The organism is Erwinia tracheiphila, assembly GCF_021365465.1.
In the GTDB taxonomy this organism is placed as follows: Bacteria; Pseudomonadota; Gammaproteobacteria; order Enterobacterales; family Enterobacteriaceae; genus Erwinia; species Erwinia tracheiphila.
Genome location: NZ_CP089932.1, coordinates 2748382 through 2769218, shown reverse-complemented (window position 1 = coordinate 2769218; position 20837 = coordinate 2748382). Strand labels below are relative to the sequence as shown.

Annotated in this window: 18 protein-coding genes and 2 pseudogenes; 9 read left to right on the top strand and 11 right to left on the bottom strand. The window is 50.3% G+C overall.

The genetic code is table 11. The features are described 5' to 3' along the window. The gene (locus LU633_RS14610; protein WP_052734695.1) at positions 1-336 is read right to left on the bottom strand and encodes a hypothetical protein; all 336 of its coding nucleotides are present in this window, start codon (positions 334-336) and stop codon (positions 1-3) included. A gap of 824 nt (positions 337-1160) precedes the next feature. Between LU633_RS14610 and LU633_RS14605 the strand changes: the two genes are divergently transcribed. Then, on the top strand, positions 1161-1565 hold the full coding sequence (locus LU633_RS14605; RefSeq protein WP_016189485.1) for a protein kinase family protein: 405 nt from the start codon (positions 1161-1163) through the stop codon (positions 1563-1565). Positions 1566-2001: 436 nt separating this feature from the next. On the opposite strand, the gene LU633_RS14600 is transcribed toward LU633_RS14605, so the two are convergent. From LU633_RS14600 to LU633_RS14590, 3 genes are all read right to left on the bottom strand, one after another. Then, positions 2002-3225: an IS91 family transposase gene (locus LU633_RS14600; protein ID WP_046371907.1), complete on the bottom strand. Its 1224-nt coding sequence runs from the start codon at positions 3223-3225 to the stop codon at positions 2002-2004. A 228-nt stretch (positions 3226-3453) separates the two neighbouring features. Further along, positions 3454-4677 carry an IS91 family transposase gene (locus LU633_RS14595; protein WP_046371918.1) on the bottom strand — a complete coding sequence of 408 codons (1224 nt, stop codon included), beginning with the start codon at positions 4675-4677 and terminating at the stop codon, positions 3454-3456. An 85-nt stretch (positions 4678-4762) separates the two neighbouring features. Then, on the bottom strand, positions 4763-5278 hold the full coding sequence (locus LU633_RS14590) for a recombinase family protein (protein WP_040465354.1): 516 nt from the start codon (positions 5276-5278) through the stop codon (positions 4763-4765). 170 nt (positions 5279-5448) lie between these two features. Between LU633_RS14590 and LU633_RS14585 the strand changes: the two are divergent. Together LU633_RS14585 and LU633_RS14580 are read left to right on the top strand one after the other, a co-directional pair. After that, positions 5449-8342 (top strand): annotated as a pseudogene (locus LU633_RS14585) (Tn3 family transposase). Positions 8343-8610: 268 nt separating this feature from the next. After that, positions 8611-9147: a coiled-coil domain-containing protein gene (locus LU633_RS14580; protein WP_233485067.1), complete on the top strand. Its 537-nt coding sequence runs from the start codon at positions 8611-8613 to the stop codon at positions 9145-9147. A 121-nt stretch (positions 9148-9268) separates the two neighbouring features. Here the strand turns inward: LU633_RS14580 and LU633_RS14575 are convergent, their stop codons facing one another. The 3 genes and pseudogenes from LU633_RS14575 to pth all read right to left on the bottom strand — a co-directional run bounded on the left by LU633_RS14575 (position 9269) and on the right by pth (position 11073). Next, positions 9269-9523: a hypothetical protein gene (locus LU633_RS14575; protein WP_016189480.1), complete on the bottom strand. Its 255-nt coding sequence runs from the start codon at positions 9521-9523 to the stop codon at positions 9269-9271. 634 nt (positions 9524-10157) lie between these two features. Further along, positions 10158-10382, bottom strand: a pseudogene (locus LU633_RS14570) (IS256 family transposase); the annotation flags it as partial. 103 nt (positions 10383-10485) lie between these two features. Then, positions 10486-11073: an aminoacyl-tRNA hydrolase gene (pth, locus tag LU633_RS14565; RefSeq protein ID WP_016189477.1), complete on the bottom strand. Its 588-nt coding sequence runs from the start codon at positions 11071-11073 to the stop codon at positions 10486-10488. 251 nt (positions 11074-11324) lie between these two features. Here pth and ychH point away from each other — a divergent pair, with 251 nt between their 5' ends. After that, positions 11325-11606 carry a stress-induced protein YchH gene (gene ychH / locus LU633_RS14560; RefSeq protein WP_016189476.1) on the top strand — a complete coding sequence of 94 codons (282 nt, stop codon included), beginning with the start codon at positions 11325-11327 and terminating at the stop codon, positions 11604-11606. A gap of 537 nt (positions 11607-12143) precedes the next feature. On the opposite strand, the gene tnpA is transcribed toward ychH, so the two are convergent. From tnpA to lolB, 4 genes are all read right to left on the bottom strand, one after another. Further along, positions 12144-12524 (bottom strand): IS200/IS605 family transposase, encoded by a 381-nt coding sequence (gene tnpA / locus LU633_RS14555; protein ID WP_233482030.1) that lies wholly within the window; start codon positions 12522-12524, stop codon positions 12144-12146. A gap of 215 nt (positions 12525-12739) precedes the next feature. Beyond that, a complete protein-coding gene (gene prs, locus LU633_RS14550; RefSeq protein WP_016189474.1) occupies positions 12740-13687 on the bottom strand; it encodes a ribose-phosphate diphosphokinase in 948 nt (315 codons plus the stop codon). A gap of 129 nt (positions 13688-13816) precedes the next feature. Then, positions 13817-14722 carry a 4-(cytidine 5'-diphospho)-2-C-methyl-D-erythritol kinase gene (gene ispE, locus LU633_RS14545; protein WP_016189473.1) on the bottom strand — a complete coding sequence of 302 codons (906 nt, stop codon included), beginning with the start codon at positions 14720-14722 and terminating at the stop codon, positions 13817-13819. Next, positions 14719-15342: a lipoprotein insertase outer membrane protein LolB gene (gene lolB / locus LU633_RS14540; RefSeq protein WP_016189472.1), complete on the bottom strand. Its 624-nt coding sequence runs from the start codon at positions 15340-15342 to the stop codon at positions 14719-14721. The genes ispE and lolB overlap by 4 nt, the downstream gene beginning before the upstream one ends. 226 nt (positions 15343-15568) lie before the next feature. On the opposite strand from lolB, the gene hemA reads away from it, so the two are divergent. From hemA to kdsA, 5 genes are all read left to right on the top strand, one after another. Next, on the top strand, positions 15569-16825 hold the full coding sequence (gene hemA / locus LU633_RS14535) for a glutamyl-tRNA reductase (protein ID WP_016189471.1): 1257 nt from the start codon (positions 15569-15571) through the stop codon (positions 16823-16825). 37 nt (positions 16826-16862) lie between these two features. Beyond that, positions 16863-17945, top strand: a complete 1083-nt coding sequence (gene prfA / locus LU633_RS14530; protein WP_016189470.1) for a peptide chain release factor 1 — start codon at positions 16863-16865, stop codon at positions 17943-17945. Beyond that, entirely contained in the window at positions 17945-18775 is an 831-nt protein-coding gene (gene prmC, locus LU633_RS14525) for a peptide chain release factor N(5)-glutamine methyltransferase (protein WP_016189469.1), read from the top strand. Before prfA ends, prmC begins: the two co-directional genes overlap by 1 nt. 255 nt (positions 18776-19030) lie before the next feature. Next, positions 19031-19840 carry an invasion regulator SirB1 gene (gene sirB1 / locus LU633_RS14520; protein ID WP_040465265.1) on the top strand — a complete coding sequence of 270 codons (810 nt, stop codon included), beginning with the start codon at positions 19031-19033 and terminating at the stop codon, positions 19838-19840. Positions 19841-19855: 15 nt separating this feature from the next. Next, the gene (gene kdsA, locus LU633_RS14515; protein ID WP_016189467.1) at positions 19856-20710 is read left to right on the top strand and encodes a 3-deoxy-8-phosphooctulonate synthase; all 855 of its coding nucleotides are present in this window, start codon (positions 19856-19858) and stop codon (positions 20708-20710) included. The last annotated feature ends 127 nt before the right edge of the window (positions 20711-20837 follow it).

Sequence of the window (20837 nt, the reverse complement as noted above, 5' to 3'; positions counted from 1 at the left end):
TTATCGCTCTGCAGTGGCACCGGTATTATAGTGCCAGTCGTCACAGTCATCGGCCCAGTTGTCGGTGTGTTTATCCCAGGGAGCGAAGGTCACCGGCAGCATGCCGGATTCTGTGGCGATAATAAACACATCGGCTGGCATGGACTCAAGGACGACATCGCCGTCGGGTGAGTCAGGCGGCTCAAAGCCGCGGATGATGCAGACGAGAGGCGGGTCGAAGTGTGTATCGAGGAAAAACTGTGGCCCCAGGTGGACACAGTGACGAATGGCATCCTGCGGAGTGTCGTAAAAAAACTCGTCGGGGTCGTCATAATCGCTCCGGGGCGGAATGGACACCAGAAAACGCTTAGGATATCCGGGTATAGCGCGTCGGGACGAGGGCGTGGGTTTACGCTTTCTGGGGGCTTTGCTACGGGCAATGTGAATGATTTCCTGAGAAATTAACATACCGCAGAGTATAAAGCTGTGAGCCGGTCATGAACACCCTCGGAACGGCAGAGCCGTGACGCTCGCCCTGTAAGGGCGCTATGTTCATGCAGGGATAAAAATATAAATCTACTAAAAATTAGTAGATTTATAAGGTTTATTATTTTATCACTTGTCAGTGAATTCAAGATAACTTAAATTTTATACTGTACAAAAAAGGTGTTTGATTATATACAGTTTTTATGGTTATAGGGGTCTGAAGCCCAATCGTACGTTTTCGTACGATAAGTGCATTTTTTAATCAATTGGCGATTTAGATTACAGCTGTGCCCGCACTTCATATGCCTCTTTTTTGAAAGGAACATACAGAAAAAACATTATAATAGGTGGAAGCTGGCATCCTTATCACTCACTAAATCTATAATTAGGTGATCTTAATATGATTAGTTTTTTTAAAGAAAAAATAAATATTCACACTGATAATTTACAAAGTGTCATTGCTAAAAAAACAACACATCACTATCTGGTAAATTGCTGGATAAATTAGTGAGTATAGCAAATACTCAGTATGAATTTAAAAATGGAGAGGCTGATTTTATAATCAAAGGCACCCTATGCAGTACTAATGTGAATTATAAAAAAGTTTCCAAGTTAATCACGAAAATAAAAAGTTTTAAACCAGTAAAAGATGATTCAATTCTCAAATTCACTCGTGGGAAGTCAATGCGAAGGAATTGCTAAAAATAAATTACAACCCTGACGAGGTGAAACAATTATTAGGTAAGGGATCAAGAGGGACTGTATATAAAGAAGGTGAGACTGTTCTAAAGAAAACGAAAAACTTAACACCAAATGAAATTTTTCATGAAGCAAATATGTGCGATGAATACAATATAACAAAAAGGAGTTTTCAAAACGCAGCTACCATAGTAGATAACTGTATTAAAATGCCATTTGTTAACGGCGAAACTCCAAGTTTTCAAGACACATTAACAGGAGTTAATCATCTATTTAAAAAAGGATTTTTTATGGGTGACGCAAAACCATCTAACTTTTTGAAAACTCCAGAAGGCAGCGCGGGACCCATAGATTTCGGACTTGTATTTAAGTATGATACATTAGAGTATATTGATGGTTAAGTGAAAAAATAATCTCCGACTATATTAAAGGTGGGTTTAGATACATTCCAAACGAAATTAAGGAAAAATATCATTCATGCATTTTAAAATTAGATGATATTCTTGGGAAAGATAGCCCCACAATAAAGATAAATATTAAAATACTTTCAAAAGCAGGGTTTTAAATTACCACCATAAAAATGCTTATGTCTTCATCCATAAGAATTTTTCAAATTAAATATATACCCAATCATGGTATGATTATGAGGAAAAATTATTTTTTTTCAGCATCAATATATTTATAGATGGTGGGCCTTGATGGTTAGGAGATTGAATCGCCTCTTTTGAGATCGCCTGACCATGAAAAGTGGCACGATCTACTCCATTGCTGCTGATCTGTGTGGGTTTTGATGTGAAAATGCCATCTTCGCCGTATTTTTAACCTGAAACCTGTTTTTCAGGCGCACCGATCCAGCTCAGGCATCCGCAGCCATCGTTTTTTCGCCATCTGATACAGCCTGTCAGAGAGCATTTTTGTGGCGTGATCACCCGCCACGGCGCCGGCAAAACGCAGCCGGCCTTTGCAGAGGATGCACTGGTACGGATCCGTGCCCAGGAAGCCTTTCATCAGCACCGCAAACCCGGGCCGCTTCGGTTTTTCCCGTACCGTCATCTCCAGCGCTTCGTAAACCTTCGGCAGCAGCGTGCCCCGCTTGCGGTTGGCCAGAAAGCCGGAGTAGCGCACCATCTTAAAATGCCGCGCCGGAACGTGGCTGATATAGCGCCCGATCATCTCTTCCTGGCTCAGCATCTGGCGTTTATGCTTTCCCGTGCGGTGATCGAGGTAGTGGTGGACTACCGCGCCTCCGCCGTAGTGTCGCAGACGGGAAGCCGACACCGGCGGGCGCTTCAGGTAGCGGCCGAGGTATTTCACGCTGTGCCAGGCTCCCCGGGTCTTCTTCGCGAAGTGTACCTTCCAGTGCCGGCCATACTGTGCCTTCAGGTAACGCCGCCACTGCTCCCCGTCGCGGATATGTCCCAGTCCCGGCAGGGTGCCGGGACTGACCCGCTCATAGCTGCTGCGCAGCAGGCGGATAACGGCACCCCGCCAGATTTCCTCCACGGCCTTCTTTTTGAAGAAAAGGCTGCGCCAGACGCCGTGCTTTACGTCAAGTCCACCGCGGGTGACGGACACGTGGATGTGCGGATGCTGATTCAGCTGCCGGCCGTAGGTATGCAGGGCGCAGAAGATACCGACTTCTATACCCTGCCGACGCGCCCACTTCAGCATGGCGCGGGTGGCGCAGCGGAACAGGTCGTTGAGCAGGGGCCAGTTGTTGCTGAAGAAGGGCCACAGCAGGTGGGGCATGGTAAAGGTGATGTGCTGCCATTCGCAGTCGGGCAGGACGTGCTGCTGCCCGGCTATCCACTGCTCAGTTGATTTCATGCCACATGCGCTGCAGGCCTTTGACTTGCAGCTCTGGCAGAAGAAGCGGGAGTGCGTGCAGTCCGGCGAGGCACAGCAGTAGCGGCGTACGCCCATGGCGCAGGTGCCACAGGCGAGCATGCGCTCAACGGAGAGTCGGGTCCAGTCGCTGATGTTGTCGCCGTGTTTTTCGAGGTAGCGGTTCCAGCCGTCATCGACGGTGAAGAGGAGTTTGGCGGGGCGGGGGATATGCATGGTTGCAGAGTATAAAGCGGAGCGCCGGTCATGCAAACACCCGAAGCTGCGCAGCAGGGCCGCTCACGCCAAAGGCGTGCTACGTTCATGGTTAGGAAACTCAATCGACCCTTTTTGAGTTTCCTAACCATGAACCATGGCGAAGGAATTCCCCATATGGGGATGGCTGTCGCAGGATAATGCGCAAAAACACTGTGTTTGCTGTGTTTTTCATCTAAAACCCATTTTTCAGGCGCACTTTTCCAAGTCCGGGGTCTGAAGCCATCGTTTTTTCGCCATCTGATACAGCCTGTCAGAGAGCATTTTTGTAGCGTGATCGCCCGCCACAGCGCCGGCAAAACGCAGCCGGCCCTTGCACAGGATGCACTGGTACGGGTCGGTACCCAGGAAGGCTTTCATCAGCACCGCGAAACCCGGCTTCTGCGGTTTCTCACGCGGTGTCATCTCCAGCGCTTCGTAGACCTTTGGCAGTAGCGTGCCGCGTTTCCGGTTGGCCAGAAAACCGTAGTAACGCACCATTTTAAAGTGTCGGGACGGGATGTGGCTGATGTAACGCCACAGCATCTCCTCCTGGCTTAGTTTCTGACGTTTGTGCTGCTGCGTGTTGTGGTCGTAGTACTGGTGCACCACCGAGCCGCCGCGGTAATGGCGCAACTGCGAAGCCGCGACCGGCGGCCGTTTCAGGTATCGGCCCAGGTATTTTACGCTGCGCCCGGCCCCGCGGGTCTTTTTGGCGAAGTGGACCTTCCAGTGGCGCTGATATTGCGCCTGCAGGTAGCGTTTCCACTGTTTCTCATCGCGGATATGCCCGAGGTTGGGCAGCTTGCCGGGATTGACTCGATCGTAGCTGTCACGCAGCAGGCGGATAACGGCACCGCGCCAGATAACTTCAACCTGCTGTTTTTTGAAGAACAGATCGCGCCAGACGCCGTGTCTGACGTCGAGGCCACCGCGGGTAATGGAGACGTGGATGTGCGGATGCTGATTGAGCTGGCGTCCGTAGGTGTGCAGGGCGCAGAAAATACCGACTTCAATACCCAGCTTGCGCGCGTGCCTGAGCATGGCGCGGGTGGCGCAGCGAAAAAGGTCGTTGAGCAGCGGCCAGTTGTTATTGAAGAACGGCCACAGTAAGTGCGGCATGGTGAAGGTGATGTGCTGCCAGTCGCAGTCGGGCAGGATGTGCTGCTGCCCGGCGATCCATTGCTCGGTGCCCTTGAGGCCGCAGCTGCTGCAGGCCTTGGACTTGCAGCTCTGGCAGAGAAAGCGCGAGTGGGTACAGTCAGGGGAACTGCAGCAATAGCGGCGAACGCCCATGGCGCAGGTCCCGCAGGCAAGCATGCGCTCGACAGAGAGTTTGGTCCAGTCGCTGAGCTGATGGCCATTCTTATCAAGGAAGCGCTCCCAGCCGTCATCGTGCTGGAACAGGAGCTTTGCAGGTCGCGGTATGTACATGAAAGACAGTATAAAATACGGCGATGAGGGTGGAAAGGACTTCGGCTGCGCAGCAGACGAGCTCACGCCGCAGGCGTGCTACCGTTCAAATCCCCATTAGTTCACATATCTGTGCGACAGTATGTTTTCTTTCATCGTACAGCCGAACGGCCAACGCCTGTTTATCCTTATTCAGAGCCTTAGGACACCCACCTTTGCGCCCTCTTGCCCGGGCCGCTTGAAGCCCGGCCTGAGTCCTTTCACGCGTCAAGTTACGTTCAAATTCTGCCAGTGCACCAAACAGATGAAATATTAGCATCCCGGAACTGGAAGTGGTGTCGATGGATTCCTGAAGACTTTTTAAGCCGATGCTATTCGATTCGAGAAGCTTGACCATTTCAATTAGATCTTTTAGTGAACGGCTCAGTCGATCCCGACGCCAGATCACCAGTGTATCCCTGGTACGGACAAACTGAAGTACAGCATGAAGCCCTTGCCGTTCTGCTTTAGCTCCACTGATTTGGTCTTCAAATATTTTTTCGCATCCTGCCAGCTGAAGCGCATCCCTCTGTAAGTTCAGATTCTGGTCATCGGTTGAGACCCGGGCATACCCGACTAACATCATTTAACTCACACATTGTTAATATACTCGTCTGCAATGCATGAATGCTAACATTGTTTTATTTACCGGGTATATTACTAAAAATTATTCAGTCGTTCCGTTTAGAGCCGAAACGATAAATCAGAGTAAAGAAAACTACCGTTTTCTTTACTCATGCTAGGGAGGCTATTTTGCCCGTCGATTTTTTAAATGCCGATCAACGGGCCAGCTATGGTCAGTTTTCCGGCGAACCTAATGATGTTCAGCTGGCTCGCTTCTTTCTGTTGGATGAAGCGGATATGGAGTTCATTAACAACCGGCGCGGCAGGGCAAATCGTCTTGCAGTGGCGTTGCTGATTGGATGTGTTCGCTTTCTTGGCACATGGCCCCATAACCTGTCATCGATTCCGGCTAACGTACAGTTGTTTGTTGCACGACAACTGGGAATATCTGATACAGGTGTTCTTTCCGAATTTCCAGAAGAGAAACCACATTGCGCGAACATCAGGCACTGATACGACGGCAGTATGGCTATCGTGATTTTGCCTGGCCGTGGACCTTCAGGCTGAACCGTTTACTGTTCACCCGCAGCTGGCTCAACAATGAACGACTGGGGTTGCTTTTCGATCTGGCTACTGCAAAACAAAATACTGTTGCCTGGCGTAACCACACTGACCCGTCTGATATCGGAAATTCTTGAAAAATCAGCAGACAGACTCTGGTCACGTCTTTCCGGGCTGGCATCAGGAGAACAATGCTCATTACTTGAAGAACTGTTACAGGTGCCTGATGGAGTGTGTACTTCACGTTTTGATCAGTTAAGAAAAGGGCCTGTTGCCATCAGCGGCCCGGCATTTAATCAGGCCGTCTCGCGCTACCTGAAACTGAAAGCATTTGGTATCCAGGGGCTCGACTTTACCGGTATTCCTCCTCGCCCGGTATGCGGATATTATTTCAGTGTACAAAATAGCCCGTATGCTGCCCGCAAGACGAACAGCGATGCTGGTTGCCTTTGTCCGTTCTTGCGAAATATCGGCTCTGGATGACGCGCTGGACGTCCTGGATGGAGTGATTGCTGATATCGGCCGGGAGGCGAAAAAAATTGGGCAGAAAAAACGCCTGAGAACTTTGAAAGATCTTGATAAATCGGCATTAGAACTGGCAAATATCTGCTCGATGCTTCTGGATGAAAATGTCGACAGTGAGTTGCTCCGCTCGACAATATTTGAAAAATTTCCTCCGGCCAGGCTGGCCGACACCATTACATTTATAAACGCTATTGCCCGGCTTCCTGATGCCAGCTTTCACGATGAAATGGTGGAACAATATGGAAGGGTCCGACGCTTTCTTCCCTGTTTGCTGGAAAATATTGAATTCAGCGCCGCTCCGGCAGGTAAAACCACGCTGGAAGCGACTCTGTTATGGCAAAGACGGTCATTTATCCCGACAGGGTTATACCCTTTGTGTTATGAATAAGTTACAGAACAGTCTGCGGCGACGGGATATCTACGTCACACGGAGCGAACGCCTGGGAGATCCGAGGGCTAAACTTCTCCAGGGTCAGGACTGGCACACCAACAGAGTACAGGTGTATCGCTCCCTCGGGCATCCTCTTAATGCCGGAAAGGCGGTCAACGCGCTGACCCGGCAGCTCGACACGGTATACCGACAGGTTGCAAAAAATTTTGCCGATAATCGGGCCGTTTCGCTTGATTTCACCGGCAAACGCACAAAGCTGACCATTGCTCATCTGAACGGACTGGATGAGCCGCCGTCGCTAAAGTTACTATCTAAACGTATATCTGACCTGCTGCCAGTTGTCGATCTGACCGAACTCCTTCTTGAAATTAACGCACATACAGGATTTGCAGATGAATTTACCCATGCAAGCGAGGCTGGCGCTCGAATGGAGGGCCTGACCATCAGTATCTGTGCTGTGTTACTGGCCGAGGCCTGTAATATTGGGCTGGAGCCATTTATCCGCCCAAATATCTCGGCGCTGACCCGTCATCGGCTGAACTGGACCCGACAGAATTACCTCCGTGCTGAAACGCTGGTCAGCGCCAATGCACGACTGGTTGATTATCAGTCTACTCTGCCTCTGGCTCAGAAATGGGGTGGTGGCGAAGTGGCCTCTGCGGATGGCATGCGATTTATTGCACCTGTCCGGACAGTGCACGCAGAGCCAAACCGAAAATATTTTGGCTCCAGCCGCGGGATTACCTGGTACAACTTTATTTCAGATCAGCATTCCGGATTTCATGGCGTTGTCGTTCTAGGTACGCTAAGGGATTTTATCTTTGTTCTGGAAGGGTTACTGGAGCAGCAAACCGGGCTAAACCCAACGGAAATAATGACCGATACGGCAGGCTCCAGCGATCTGATTTTTGGCCTTTTCTGGTTACTGGGCTATCAGTTTTCTCCGCGCCTGGCGGATGCAGGTGCTTCAGTGTTCTGGCGCGTGGACAAAGATGCGGATTATGGCGTACTGAATGATCTTGCCCGTAACACAGCCAATACGCAGAAGATAGAGCAGCACTGGGATGACATGATGCGTATGGCTGGTTCCCTGACATTGGGAAAAATACGCGCTTCAGTGGCGATCCGTTCATTGTTGAGCAGTGAACGACCTTCCGGCTTGATGCAGGCGATTATCGAAGCGGGGAAAATAAATAAAACGTTATATCTGCTTAATTATATTGATGATGAAGATTATCGCCGCCGCATCCTGACCCAACTCAACAGGGGAGAAAGCCGACATGCTGTAGCCAGAGCGATTTGCCACGGACAAAAAGGTGAAATCAGGAAACGCTATCAGGATGAGCAGGAGGATCAGCTGGGTGCGCTGGGACTGGTGACCAATGCAGTCGTTCTCTGGAATACCATCTATATGCAGGCTGCACAGGATCATTTACGTAATGAAGGGGAAACCATAATTGAAGAGGATGAAACCAGACTTTCGCCACTGAGGCACGCGCATATCGACATGCTGGGGCATTACACGTTCACACTTGCGGAGCAGGCAACAAAAGGCCAGCTAAGGCCACTGAAGCAAGCGGAAGAAACGGATGAATGGCCTCTATGACGGTCATATTGTTGCGGGGCTTGATGACCATCTATTCAAAAAACATACTTAGCGTACGTTTTCGTACGGTTGGGCTTCAGACCCCTTGTATTAGCCACACGCCCGACCATATATCAAAATATGGACGTAAAAAATCCGCATGTCTGTCGGATGCGGTTGCCGCTCTAACAGGTGTTTTGAGCACCTGCCCGCAATCTACCGCAACCATACACTGGCGTCAATCCCCAACCCGGGTTAGAATCCCGTCCATCATCAGGAGGATTTATTTATGGCACAGGTTGCATTTGACACACTGAAATTCGTTGAAACCCTCGAAGGTGCTGGCCTGCCTAAAGAGCAGGCTAAGGCTATTTCGCTTGCGGTTCGTGATTCTCACGAGGCAGTTGATGTTGCGACCCGGCGCGATCTTGGCGATGCTAAAAAAGAGCTTTCATCCGAAGTTACAGTCGTTAAGCGCGACCTTGAAGATGTCCGCAAAGAGCTGAAGTCTGATATTGCTCTGGTGCGCACTGAAATCACCGATGTCCGCAAAGAGCTGAAGTCTGATATTGCTCTGGTGCGCACTGAAATCACCGATGTCCGCAAAGAGCTGAAGTCTGATATTGCTCTGGTGCGCACTGAAATCACCGATGTCCGCAAGGAGATGATTTCCCGTTTCGAGAAAAGTGATGCACAGATAGCCGATGTCCGCAAGGACCTTGAAGCAAAAATCGATAAGTTAAGCCTCCAGCTTACTGTCAGGCTCGGCGGTATGCTTGTCGCCGCCATTGGCGTGCTCGTTGCCCTCACCAAACTCCCTTTCTGACGCACCCGTACTTTCCGTCAACCATCGGTGAGCAACATCGTCATGCTGTCAAAGTGGTGGCATTCGGTTGCTACTCGTAATTAATCTTCTGGACGTGGATTCATCTTCTCTCCTTACCGGGTTATTTGCGGGCTTGTGATTTCTGCATGTCTTTGACTCGGTATTTTCTCACCTCCGTTTCATCAACGCCGCAGCAAATACAAAGACAAACCTCTTCCATCTGTTCGTGAATCACATTGGTGGCAGGTATTTTTACAGGCACATCCACCCATGAATTTGGCCTCAAGCGTCCAATTACTTTGTGAAAGAACATCTCATTAGGAGCGTAATATCGTTTTTGCTCTATCAGAGTGTAATCTCCGAAATCAAAGTTCATTTCCCCTCCTGATATTAAGGCAATAAAAAAGCCGCTTATGCGACTTCATCAATATATTCTTTGCTGGTTAACCAGTCCGGCCTCTCACCCCTGCCAGGGTTGAAGTCAATAATATCCAGCGGGCGTGGATAAAACTTCAAAGCTTTTCGTCCATCCATTTCTGCTATTTCACGTTGACTGAAATTGTGCCATTTCTCAACTGTGTGATTCTGACACCCAGCTTTTACATATTCACCATTGGTTATTTGCACGTAATAGGTATGACCAATTAAAATAACTGGTTTAAGTGTCTATCCTGTCTGCCGATGCTAATAACTATATACAAATCAGTTAATTAACATGGTAGACACTTAACAGTTAACTGTCTGCCGCGTCTACTTTTTGATTGTTTTATATACAAAAGGTAGACACTTAAAAGGTCAACTCCCTACCATTTAACTCACTGAATTAAATGAAAAATATCACTGCGGTAGATAGGTGGACACTTAAACGTATAAATTTTATTTTTCCTGATTTACTGTTGCTCAGTATGTTACTTTCGAAAGACCAACTTCATTCGTTTCTCTGTTGACCCATAGATAGTAGCTGGAGGACGCTGAAATATTTTTCTCCCAATGTTCGCTATCACCTTCTTTGGGCCATCGCCAGTGATAACCGTCTTTTGGGTGTGGCCGTTGCGGGCGTTGGTCGCCAGTTCTGGCTGATTTTTATCGTCGCCGGGGTGACGGGTCATTTCGGCGTTGAGCGCCGCCCCGACACTGATTTTTTTCAGCAGGCGCTCAAACTGACTGAGATCGTCAGGGGTTTTGATATTTTTGGTCAGTTCGTTAGCCAGGGCCTGCGACTGTTTTTCGTCCATAAATTAACCTGCTTTTGATGCTGGATTGAACATATCAAAATCAGGCAATTACACAAATCTATGTACAGGCTCGCCATCGGTGCTGCACTGATGAGCCCCGCTATTATTCCGCCTTGAAGCTGTGCAGGCGGTTCATTGCTTTCAGGCTGCCTTCCTTTATCCACAGTTCAGTACATCTTGCCGCTTCGTCCACGGCTTCATCAATACGCTTTTGCTCACTGACTGGTGGTTTACCCAGTACAAATCCCACCACTTTGTTTCTGTCTCCCGGGTGCCCAATGCCAAGGCGCAGGCGGTGGAAGTTCTGATTATTGCCCAGTTTGCTGATGATGTCTTTCAGACCATTATGACCACCATGGCCGCCACCCTGCTTAAATTTCGCCACGCCCGGAGGCAAATCCAGTTCATCATGTGCCACAAGAATCTCTTCCGGGCTGATACGGTAGAACGTTGCCATCGCCGCCACCGCTTTACCGCTCAGGTTCATAAAGGTACATGGCACCAGCAGCCGGATATCCGCACTCTCGATATTTAGCCTGGCGGTAAAACCATAAAATTTACTCTCTTCTTTCAACAACTGATTGTGGCGATCTGCCAGTAAATCAATGTACCAGGCACCGGCATTATGGCGTGTGTCTGCGTATTCGGCCCCTGGATTGGCAAGGCCCACAATCAGTTTGATGCTGCTCACTTATCTGAATTCCTGAAAAGTGCGGAAAAGGGAACCCAGTTTACTCACAGTGGCGGCAGAACTCAAAAACGCGCGCGTAAAAATTGGTTCAGTCAGGTGATAATGTATTTTCTATAAATGAATCAGCGAGCTAAATGTAAATACTTGTCAATTTACCTGCTGAAAATGTGATCGTGCCCGCAACGAATTGGACCGCTCTTGCCTGGAATCATTAGCAGAAATGTATCGGATTATTCATCTGGAGGTGCATAATGAAACGTAAACATGCCTGCTTAACTGGTAATGCGCTGATGGCGCTCGGCTTGGCTGTGATGGTGGTTGGCGTGGGATATGCGGTTTTAAATCAGCTACCCCAATTGCGGTTACCTGAAATGATGGTTCTCGGGGCTATTTTCAGCATCTTTGTTGGTGCATTGATGTGGCTGGTTGGCGCCCGTATCAGCGGCAGGGAAAAAATAACTGACCGTTACTATTGGGTGCGCCACTATGGGGACAAGCGTTGCCGCAGAACGGCGAATCACCCTCATCATTGATGTTAGCGGGTTAATTTCACAACGTCGGTTCTGCGTCTGTCCGTCATTGTCCGTGGCTGAAGCCCCGGAAATTTTGAGTAAGGCCTCGTCGCCGCATGGGTATTTTCCTGAAACGGGCGAAGAAAGCAGGGTAATCAGAGCGTAATTCTATAGCGCATTTCAGATGCAATAATGCGGGTAAAAATGGATAGTGCCGATGGTCGATGAGCAAAAGGCAGGAATAACCTTCGGCCTGCCATTTCGAATAAACCTGTGACAGAGTAAAGCCTGTCATCAGCCTGAATCAGCAGCAGAAATCTTGTTCACAGCAGGTGGCTCTCAGCGCGTTTCATCGCAGCATACTAAAAATGAAGCTTTTGCCTGTACTGCCAGATTTAAATCCAAAGACAATCAGGTAGGGCTAAAAACCGGTTGATGAGTGCGCCAGCGGGACAAGGTTTCAGTCAGCAGTAAAAAAACCACCTGCATAGCAGGTGGCATTGATATCGCCCCACAGGGGCGCACTAAGTCCAGACTCAGAGAGCCTTCCCTTCACACTTATTTCAGTGGAAGCTGGCTCTCTTCAACTTCATGTTTTTCCTGATACTTCACGTACTTTATTATCATTTCTTCGTTTATACCTACGGTATCGACACAATAACCTCTTGCCCAAAAATCATTCCCCCACTGCTTGTTCTTACGCAGGCAGGGAAATTTACTGAACAATCGAAGGGCTGTTTTACCCTTTAAGTCGCCTGTTACATGGGAAATCGAAAGCCGTGGAGGCACTTTTACCCGCAAAGGGACATGGTCTGTCTGGACATTCAGCTCCACTACTTCTATCCCGGGCTGCTCACCTGAGATCCTTATCGGCTCACAGACCTCTTTACCAACATTGTTCCTGAGGATGCGAAACCGGTACCTGGGTGTCCATACGATATGATATTGACAACATCAGGGCACATGAGATGCTTTCTGGAATCTACTCATGGTTAAATCCCTGGCAGTTATGGGGATAACAGATTCGGATTTTCCCATGAGTAGCATGACTGACAGAGCCAACTTATTGCTGACCACCTCCACAGGAGGTGGTGTTCATGCAGGGGTAAAAAAAAGACGGGTCACCCCGTCTTTTTGCTGAAGGTACGCTATGATTAATGCTCAAACATCGCTGAAATGGACTCTTCATTGCTGATACGCCGGATGGCTTCGGCCAGCATGCCTGAGAGTGTGAGAGTACGCACATTCGGCAGCGCGTTGATCTCTTCCGGTAGCGGAATGGTGTCACAGACTACCACTTCGTCAATTACCGAATGACGCAGGTTTTCTACCGCGTCGCCGGAAAAAATCGGGTGAGTGGCGTAGGCAAAAACGCGCTTTGCACCACGTTCTTTAAGCGCTTCTGCAGCTTTGCATAGTGTGCCGCCTGTGTCGATCATGTCGTCCACCAGCACACAGTCACGTCCCGCAACATCACCAATGATATGCATCACCTGAGAGACATTGGCGCGAGGGCGACGTTTGTCAATAATCGCCATATCCGTGTCGTTCAGCAGTTTAGCGATTGCACGGGCGCGAACTACGCCGCCGATATCGGGTGAAACCACGATCGGGTTTTCAAGCCCAATCTGCAGCATATCTTCCAGCAGAATTGGACTACCAAAAACGTTATCAACCGGGACATCAAAGAAGCCCTGAATCTGCTCTGCGTGTAAATCAACCGTCAGTACCCGGTCAACGCCTACGCTTGACAGAAAATCGGCTACCACTTTCGCGGTAATTGGCACACGAGCAGAACGCACTCGACGATCCTGACGGGCATAGCCAAAGTAGGGGATGACCGCAGTGATACGGCCAGCGGAAGCACGACGCAGTGCATCCACCATTACCACCAGCTCCATCAGGTTGTCATTGGTGGGCGCGCAGGTGGACTGGATGATGAAAATATCACCGCCGCGTACGTTTTCATTGATTTGTACGCTTACTTCACCATCGCTGAATCGGCCAACGGCGGCATCGCCCAGGCTGGTATAGAGTCGGTTGGCAATACGTTGTGCTAGTTCCGGGGTGGCGTTACCAGCAAAAAGCTTCATATCAGGCACGAGAAGAACCTCAGGCTTTGCGTCCAGAGAATGAACATCATAGTCAGCAGCACTGGGCGGTATACTGCTGATCGGTTCATACGGAAGTATCTGTGAGTGCGATGCAACGTCTGAAACAGGTTGACGCTGTCACCACAGCTCTTTTTCGCATTGGACCGAAAGGTGGGCGTGCAGCGGCGAAACATTAAGACCCCGCGCGACAAACCCTTGCCACTTTTTCGGAACAACCGCAAACACCTGGCGGGCAGTGGACTCGGTGTCAAATTGGGCAAACACACAAGCGCCAGTACCGGTCAGGCGTGACGGCGCGTATTCTAGCAGCCAGGAAACGAGCTGTTCAACCTCGCGAAAACGTTTTCTTACTACTGGCTCACAATCGTTGTGATAATCGCTCAGTAATAATTCAGTCATATTTCTCCGTGGCGTATCGCGCGTCAGTTCGGGATCGTTAAAGATTAGCGGTGTGGGAATGTGAACGCCGGGATGGATCACCAGAAACCATTTTTCCGGTGGATTTACCGGGATCAATTTTTCACCGACGCCTTCCGCTATTGCTGCATAGCCGTGGATAAAAACCGGCACATCCGCGCCAAGCGCCAGGCCGAAAGCGGCAAGTTCATCAAGGCTGAAGCCCGTTTTCCAGCTGTGATTGAGTGCCACAAGTACCGTGGCGGCATCTGACGAGCCGCCTCCCAGCCCGCCTCCCATTGGCAGGTTTTTGATTACCGACAGCTTTGCCCCTGCCTGTTCTGACAGCCTGCCCTGGTTCAGCGCATGCTGACGTAGCAGTTTTGCGGCGCGGACAATGAGATTTTGTTCCTCTGGCACCCCTGCTACGGCATTAAGCAACTCGATGTTTCCGCTGTGATTTATGGTAATGGTCAGCTCATCACCAAAATCCAGAAACTGAAACAGCGTTTGCAAATTGTGATAGCCGTCAGATCTTTTTCCGGTCACGTAAAGAAAAAGGTTTAGCTTGGCGGGAGCAGGCCAGTTCAGGGACGAATCGTTCGTTCTGACATTACTGGCGCTCATTTCACGGTCCAACTGTCCATTTTCAGTTTAATGCGCTGGCTGCCCTCACGAAGTTCAAGACTGGCAGGCAGGACAGGGTTCTGGCCGCTGTCATAGCTCAGATAATTGACCGTCCACTGCCTGTTGTCCTGGGTATAACGCACTTCACGCAGGCGGTATTGATCATCCAGTGAATAATCGGTGGCATCACCCGGAAGGCCCATTATCCACTGACGCAGATTAGTTAATGGAATAGCCATCCCGGTAAGCTGTGCAATCATTTTTTCGGCATCATTACTGACATAGCGCTTGCCCTTGCTGTCGACAATCTGCACCACGCTGCCCTGCGCGTCCAGTTGCAGTTCGGTAATGCCCAGCGGATTTGTTAGCAATAAGCGATACCTGTCTGGCGCAGTTTGCTGCCAGTTGAAACGCGCATACATTTTTTGGCTATCGGAAAGATAGGCAAAAGCGCCACGGGTTTGATACTGGGTAATTTTTTGCACCTGTTTCTGGTACTGTTGCCATTGTGGCGAGTGGATACTTTGCCCGGGTCCCTGGGGTTTATTTATGCTACAGGCCGCAAGTAACAGGCCAGCAAGCGGAAGAAACCGCATCAGACGGTGTTTCTGTATAAACATAGGGGGTTCAGCTCCTGAAACTCTGGCCGGGCGTTGATGCCCAAACTAACTTTTCACGCTAGCTGCCTGCCAGCGTAACGTCAATGCACAATTTATCTTATTTAGACTGGTTGGTCTGCCACTCATGGCAGCGAACCTGTATGGACGGCTTTTATTGCTTCCGTTCATCTTGTAGAATGCGCCTCACAAAACCTTATCAACAGTGGGATAAACCCAATCACGCCTTATGACGCTGCTGGCTCTCGGAATTAATCACAAAACGGCACCTGTTACTCTGCGTGAACGTGTGGCGTTCTCGCAGGAGTCGTTAGATCAAGCACTTGACAGCCTTCTCGCCCAGCCGCTGGTGCAGGGGGGGGTTGTCCTGTCTACCTGCAACCGGACCGAATTGTACTTAAGTGTGGAGCAGCAGGAAAATTTGCAGGAGCAGCTGGTGCAATGGCTGTGCGACTATCACCGGCTGAGTGCTGATGACGTTCGTGCCAGCCTTTACTGGCATCATGGCAATGAGGCAGTCAGCCACCTGATGCGTGTTGCCAGTGGACTGGATTCGCTGGTGCTGGGGGAACCACAAATCCTCGGGCAGGTAAAGAAAGCTTTTGCTGATTCCCACCGTGGCCTGCCCCTGGCCAGTGAACTGGAAAGAATGTTCCAGAAATCGTTTTCCGTGGCGAAGCGAGTGCGTACGGAAACCGATATCGGTACCAGTGCCGTTTCTGTTGCTTTTGCTGCCTGCACGCTGGCCAGGAAAATTTTCGAATCACTTTCGACGGTTAACGTCCTGTTGGTGGGGGCGGGAGAAACCATTGAGCTGGTGGCTCGTCATCTGAACGAACATTGTGTACAAAAGTTGATGATTGCCAACCGCACCTACGCCCGTGCCCGGCAGCTGGCAGAAGAAGTGGATGCTGAAGTCATCGGTCTTGCGGATATCGACGATCGCCTGGCCGAGGCTGATATCATCATTAGTTCTACCGCCAGCCCGCTGCCCATTATCGGCAAGGGAATGGTGGAGAGGGCGTTAAAAAAACGCCGTAATCAGCCGATGTTGCTGGTTGATATTGCCGTACCGCGTGACGTGGAACCTGAAGTGGGCAAGCTCGCCAATGCTTATCTTTACAGCGTGGATGATTTGCAGGTCATTCTTGAGAGTAATATGGCCCGGCGTAAAGCCGCCGCGGTTCAGGCTGAAAGTATCGTTGCGCAAGAAAGCAGTGAATTTATGTCATGGCTGCGTGCGCAAAGCGCAGTTGAAACCATTCGCGACTATCGTTCGCAAGCGGATCTGGTTCGCAAAGAGCTTGAGGTGCGTGCGCTGGCGGCGCTGCAACAAGGCGACGATCCTCAGTCCGTCTTACGCGATATGGCCTATAAGCTGACCAGGCGATTGATCCACACGCCAACAAAATCTCTTCAGCAGGCTGCCCGTGACGGGGATACTGAACGCCTGCAAATTTTACGCGACAGCCTTGGGCTGGATTAGCGTTTTCTCTTAAGAATCATAAGGTAAAAAATCATTAATGAAGCCTTCTATTGTTGAAAAACTGGAAGCCTTGCAGGAGCGTCATGAAGAAGTTGAGGCGATGCTGGGTGATGCAAGCGTTATTGCCGATCAGGAGCGTTTTCGCATGCTTTCGCGTGAGTATGCACAACTGAGCGACGTCAGCCAGTGTTTCCAGCGTTGGCAGCAGACCCAGGATGATATCGCCACGGCAGAAGAGATGCTGGCCGATAGTGAAATGCGTGAAATGGCACAGGCAGAACTAAAAGAGGCGCGCGAAGCCAGCGACATGTTGGCGAAGGAGCTGGAAATTCTGCTGCTGCCGAAAGATCCTGACGATGAGCGTAACTGCTACCTTGAGGTTCGTGCCGGAACCGGCGGAGATGAAGCCGCTATTTTTGCCGGTGATTTGTTTCGTATGTATACCCGCTATGCGGAATCACGTCGCTGGAAAGTCGAAGTGATGAGCGCAAATGAAGGTGAACACGGTGGTTATAAAGAGGTCATCGCCAAGGTGGTCGGTGAGGGCGCTTATGGCCGCCTTAAGTTTGAATCGGGGGGGCATCGCGTGCAGCGCGTACCGGAAACCGAATCTCAGGGGCGTATTCACACGTCTGCCTGCACTGTTGCGGTGATGCCGGAAGTGCCGGAAGCCGAACTCCCTGACATCAACCCTGGCGATCTGAAAATTGATACCTTCCGTTCCTCTGGCGCGGGAGGACAGCACGTTAATACCACCGACTCAGCGATTCGTATTACGCACTTGCCGACCGGTATTGTGGTTGAATGTCAGGATGAGCGCTCACAGCACAAAAACAAGGCCAAAGCCCTTGCAGTGCTGGGTTCGCGGATTCGGGCCGTTGAAATCGCGCGCCGCCAGCAGGAAGAAGCATCCACGCGCCGTAACCTGTTGGGCAGTGGCGATCGTTCAGATCGCAACCGTACATATAATTACCCCCAAGGACGTATTACCGATCATCGTATTAATCTGACCGTTTATCGGCTCGATGAGGTGATGCAGGGCAAGCTGGACATGTTGATTGAGCCAGTTGTTCAGGAACATCAGGCAGATCAGCTGGCGGCGCTGGCCGGGCAGGAGTAATGGAAATAAGGCAGTGGCTGCAAAAGGCAGTAAGTGAACTTGCCGAAAGTGATAGCCCAAAGCGAGATGCAGAAATTCTGTTGAGTTTTGTAACCGGTCGTACCCGCAGCTGGTTAGTTGCTTTTGACGATACTCTTCTCAGCGCGGCACATCTGGAGGCACTGACGCCGCTGCTGGCCCGTCGCGCGCGGGGGGAACCCATTGCTTACCTTACAGGCGAACGCGAATTCTGGTCATTATCGCTGACCGTCTCGCCCGATACGTTAATCCCTCGTCCGGATACCGAGTTGTTAGTAGAGCAGGCACTGTTGCAGCTGCCCGCCACAGCCTGCAGCGTTCTTGACCTGGGCACAGGAACGGGGGCTATCGCTCTGGCTGTCGCCAGTGAGCGACCGGATTGTGAGGTCACGGGGGTTGATCGCATTGCGGCTGCGGTAGAGCTGGCGCGGAAAAATGCGCATCGTCTGGCAATAAACAACGTTTGTTTTTATCAGAGTAACTGGTTTAGCGCCCTGGCGGGCGGGCAGTTCAATATGATTGTCAGCAATCCACCTTACATTGATGCCGATGATCAACACCTCTCCCGGGGAGACGTGCGTTTTGAACCGGCCAGTGCGTTAATTGCTGCCGATGATGGCTTGGCTGATATCCGGCATATTGCGACAGCGGCCAGTGCGCATTTACTCTCCGGCGGCTGGTTACTGTTAGAGCACGGCTGGCAGCAGGGCGCACAAGTGCGCAACATATTGAGCGAGAACAGGTTTTTGCATGTGGCAACCTGTCAGGATTATGGTGAAAACGAGAGGGTGACTTTTGCCCGGAAACCTTAATCAGATAAGCGCCCTTGATTGGTGGCAACGGCCCGTTGTTACCCATGCCATCTGCTTTTACTCTTTGTAGCATAACCAGTCAGGCTGACGGAAAAAGCGTTTGGCGTTATCATCTTTTCAGTTCACAGGACTGCTACCTTCAGAGGGGCATCCGGAGTGCATAAAATAAGGGTAGTTGCCTTAAAATTCGTGCCTGCGATAACTGGTGCGAATTCATAATATGGCCAACATCAGAATGTCATTGTTGGGGAAGGTATGACATCGAAAGTAACCACAGATTTCACAGTTGCACCGCTATCTGAGGCTGTAATAGCCGCCATGCAGGCTATCCGCCCGGATTTTCCTGCTGAAGCAGTGGCGAGGCAGTTAGCCTTGCTGGTGTCCGAGGCTCGTGCTGCCATCCCGTCGCATCAGGATCAGGATTTGCAGCTGGAGCAGCTGATTGAACTGTTCTGGAGGCAGTGGGGGTTTGGCGGTGCCAGCGGTGTCTACCGCCTTTCCGACACCTTATGGCTGGATAACGTCCTGAATTCCCGGCAGGGTACTGCGGTGTCACTGGGGGTTATTTTCCTGCATATTGCAGAGCAGCTGTCGCTGCCACTGATGCCAGTCATCTTTCCTACGCAGCTGATACTTAGAGCCGACTGGCTTGACGAGGAGATGTGGCTCATCAACCCTTTCAATGGCGATACGTTGGATGAACATACGCTGGAAGTCTGGTTAAAAGGCAATATTGGCCCGATAGCGGAGCTGTATGAAGATGATCTGCATGAAGCAACATCGCAGCAGGTGCTGAGTAAAATGCTTGATACGCTTAAAGCGGCACTAGTGGATGAAAAACAGATGGAACTTGCGCTGGCGGTCAGCCAGCTGCTGGTGAATATGGATCCTGAAGATCCCTATGAAATTCGTGACCGGGGGCTAATTTTTGCCCAGTTAGATTGTGAGCACGTGGCCCTCAGCGATTTAAACTATTTTGTTGAGCACTGCCCTGACGATCCCGTCAGCGAAATGATTAAGATCCAAATCCATTCGATTGAACAAAAACAGATTACGCTGCACTGAACATAAGGCGATGACATGAAACAGAAAGTGGTAAACATTGGTGATATCCGGGTGGCAAATGATCTGCCGTTCGTGCTGTTTGGCGGTATGAACGTGCTGGAATCGCGCGATCTGGCGATGCGCATCTGTGAACACTATGTAACTGTGACCAGCAAACTGGGTATTCCTTACGTGTTTAAGGCCTCGTTTGATAAAGCTAACCGTTCGTCAATTCGTTCTTATCGTGGACCAGGCCAGCAAGAAGGCATGAAAATCTTTCAGGAACTGAAGCAAACATTTGGCGTAAAGGTCATTACTGACGTGCATGAGGTGTCTCAGGCACAGCCGGTATCTGAGATCGTTGACGTCATTCAATTACCGGCATTCCTTGCCCGACAAACCGATTTGGTCGAGGCGATGGCAAAAACCGGGGCGGTAATCAACGTAAAAAAACCCCAGTTTGTCAGTCCCGGACAGATGGGCAACATTGTTGAAAAATTTGCGGAAGGCGGTAATGAAAATGTCATCTTGTGCGATCGTGGCACCAATTATGGTTACGACAACCTGGTAGTCGACATGCTGGGCTTTAACGTGATGAAACAGGTTTCAAAAGGCAGTCCGGTGATTTTCGACGTGACGCATGCTCTCCAGTGCCGCGATCCCTTTGGTGCTGCATCCGGTGGTCGCCGTGGACAGGTGACAGAACTGGCTCGTTCAGGTATGGCCGTTGGCCTGGCTGGACTCTTTATTGAAGCGCATCCTGATCCTGCTCATGCTTTGTGTGATGGTCCCTCAGCGTTGCCGCTGGAAAAACTGGAACCCTTCCTCAGACAAATCAAAGCGATTGACGATCTGGTTAAAAACTTTCCTGAGCTGGATACCAGTCACTGATAATGCTGGGAGCTGGCACGTGGTGCCAGCTTTTTTACATGGAGTAAGCTTATGAAGAAAAACGGCACGTTAATCCCGGCAGCCGTGCTGCTTTCTGGCTGCAGTTCCTAGTCTGATAAACCCATTC

What these genes read in the sequence shown, in the direction of transcription:
- LU633_RS14600 (WP_046371907.1), bottom strand. Translation starts at nt 3,225, where the DNA reads ATGCATATCCCCCGCCCCGCCAAACTCCTCTTCACCGTCGATGACGGC.
- LU633_RS14595 (WP_046371918.1), bottom strand. Translation starts at nt 4,677, where the DNA reads ATGTACATACCGCGACCTGCAAAGCTCCTGTTCCAGCACGATGACGGC.
- LU633_RS14590 (WP_040465354.1), bottom strand. Translation starts at nt 5,278, where the DNA reads ATGTTAGTCGGGTATGCCCGGGTCTCAACCGATGACCAGAATCTGAAC.
- LU633_RS14580 (WP_233485067.1), top strand. Translation starts at nt 8,611, where the DNA reads ATGGCACAGGTTGCATTTGACACACTGAAATTCGTTGAAACCCTCGAA.
- LU633_RS14575 (WP_016189480.1), bottom strand. Translation starts at nt 9,523, where the DNA reads ATGAACTTTGATTTCGGAGATTACACTCTGATAGAGCAAAAACGATAT.
- ychH (WP_016189476.1), top strand. Translation starts at nt 11,325, where the DNA reads ATGAAACGTAAACATGCCTGCTTAACTGGTAATGCGCTGATGGCGCTC.
- ispE (WP_016189473.1), bottom strand. Translation starts at nt 14,722, where the DNA reads ATGAGCGCCAGTAATGTCAGAACGAACGATTCGTCCCTGAACTGGCCT.
- lolB (WP_016189472.1), bottom strand. Translation starts at nt 15,342, where the DNA reads ATGTTTATACAGAAACACCGTCTGATGCGGTTTCTTCCGCTTGCTGGC.
- hemA (WP_016189471.1), top strand. Translation starts at nt 15,569, where the DNA reads ATGACGCTGCTGGCTCTCGGAATTAATCACAAAACGGCACCTGTTACT.
- prfA (WP_016189470.1), top strand. Translation starts at nt 16,863, where the DNA reads ATGAAGCCTTCTATTGTTGAAAAACTGGAAGCCTTGCAGGAGCGTCAT.
- prmC (WP_016189469.1), top strand. Translation starts at nt 17,945, where the DNA reads ATGGAAATAAGGCAGTGGCTGCAAAAGGCAGTAAGTGAACTTGCCGAA.
- sirB1 (WP_040465265.1), top strand. Translation starts at nt 19,031, where the DNA reads ATGACATCGAAAGTAACCACAGATTTCACAGTTGCACCGCTATCTGAG.
- kdsA (WP_016189467.1), top strand. Translation starts at nt 19,856, where the DNA reads ATGAAACAGAAAGTGGTAAACATTGGTGATATCCGGGTGGCAAATGAT.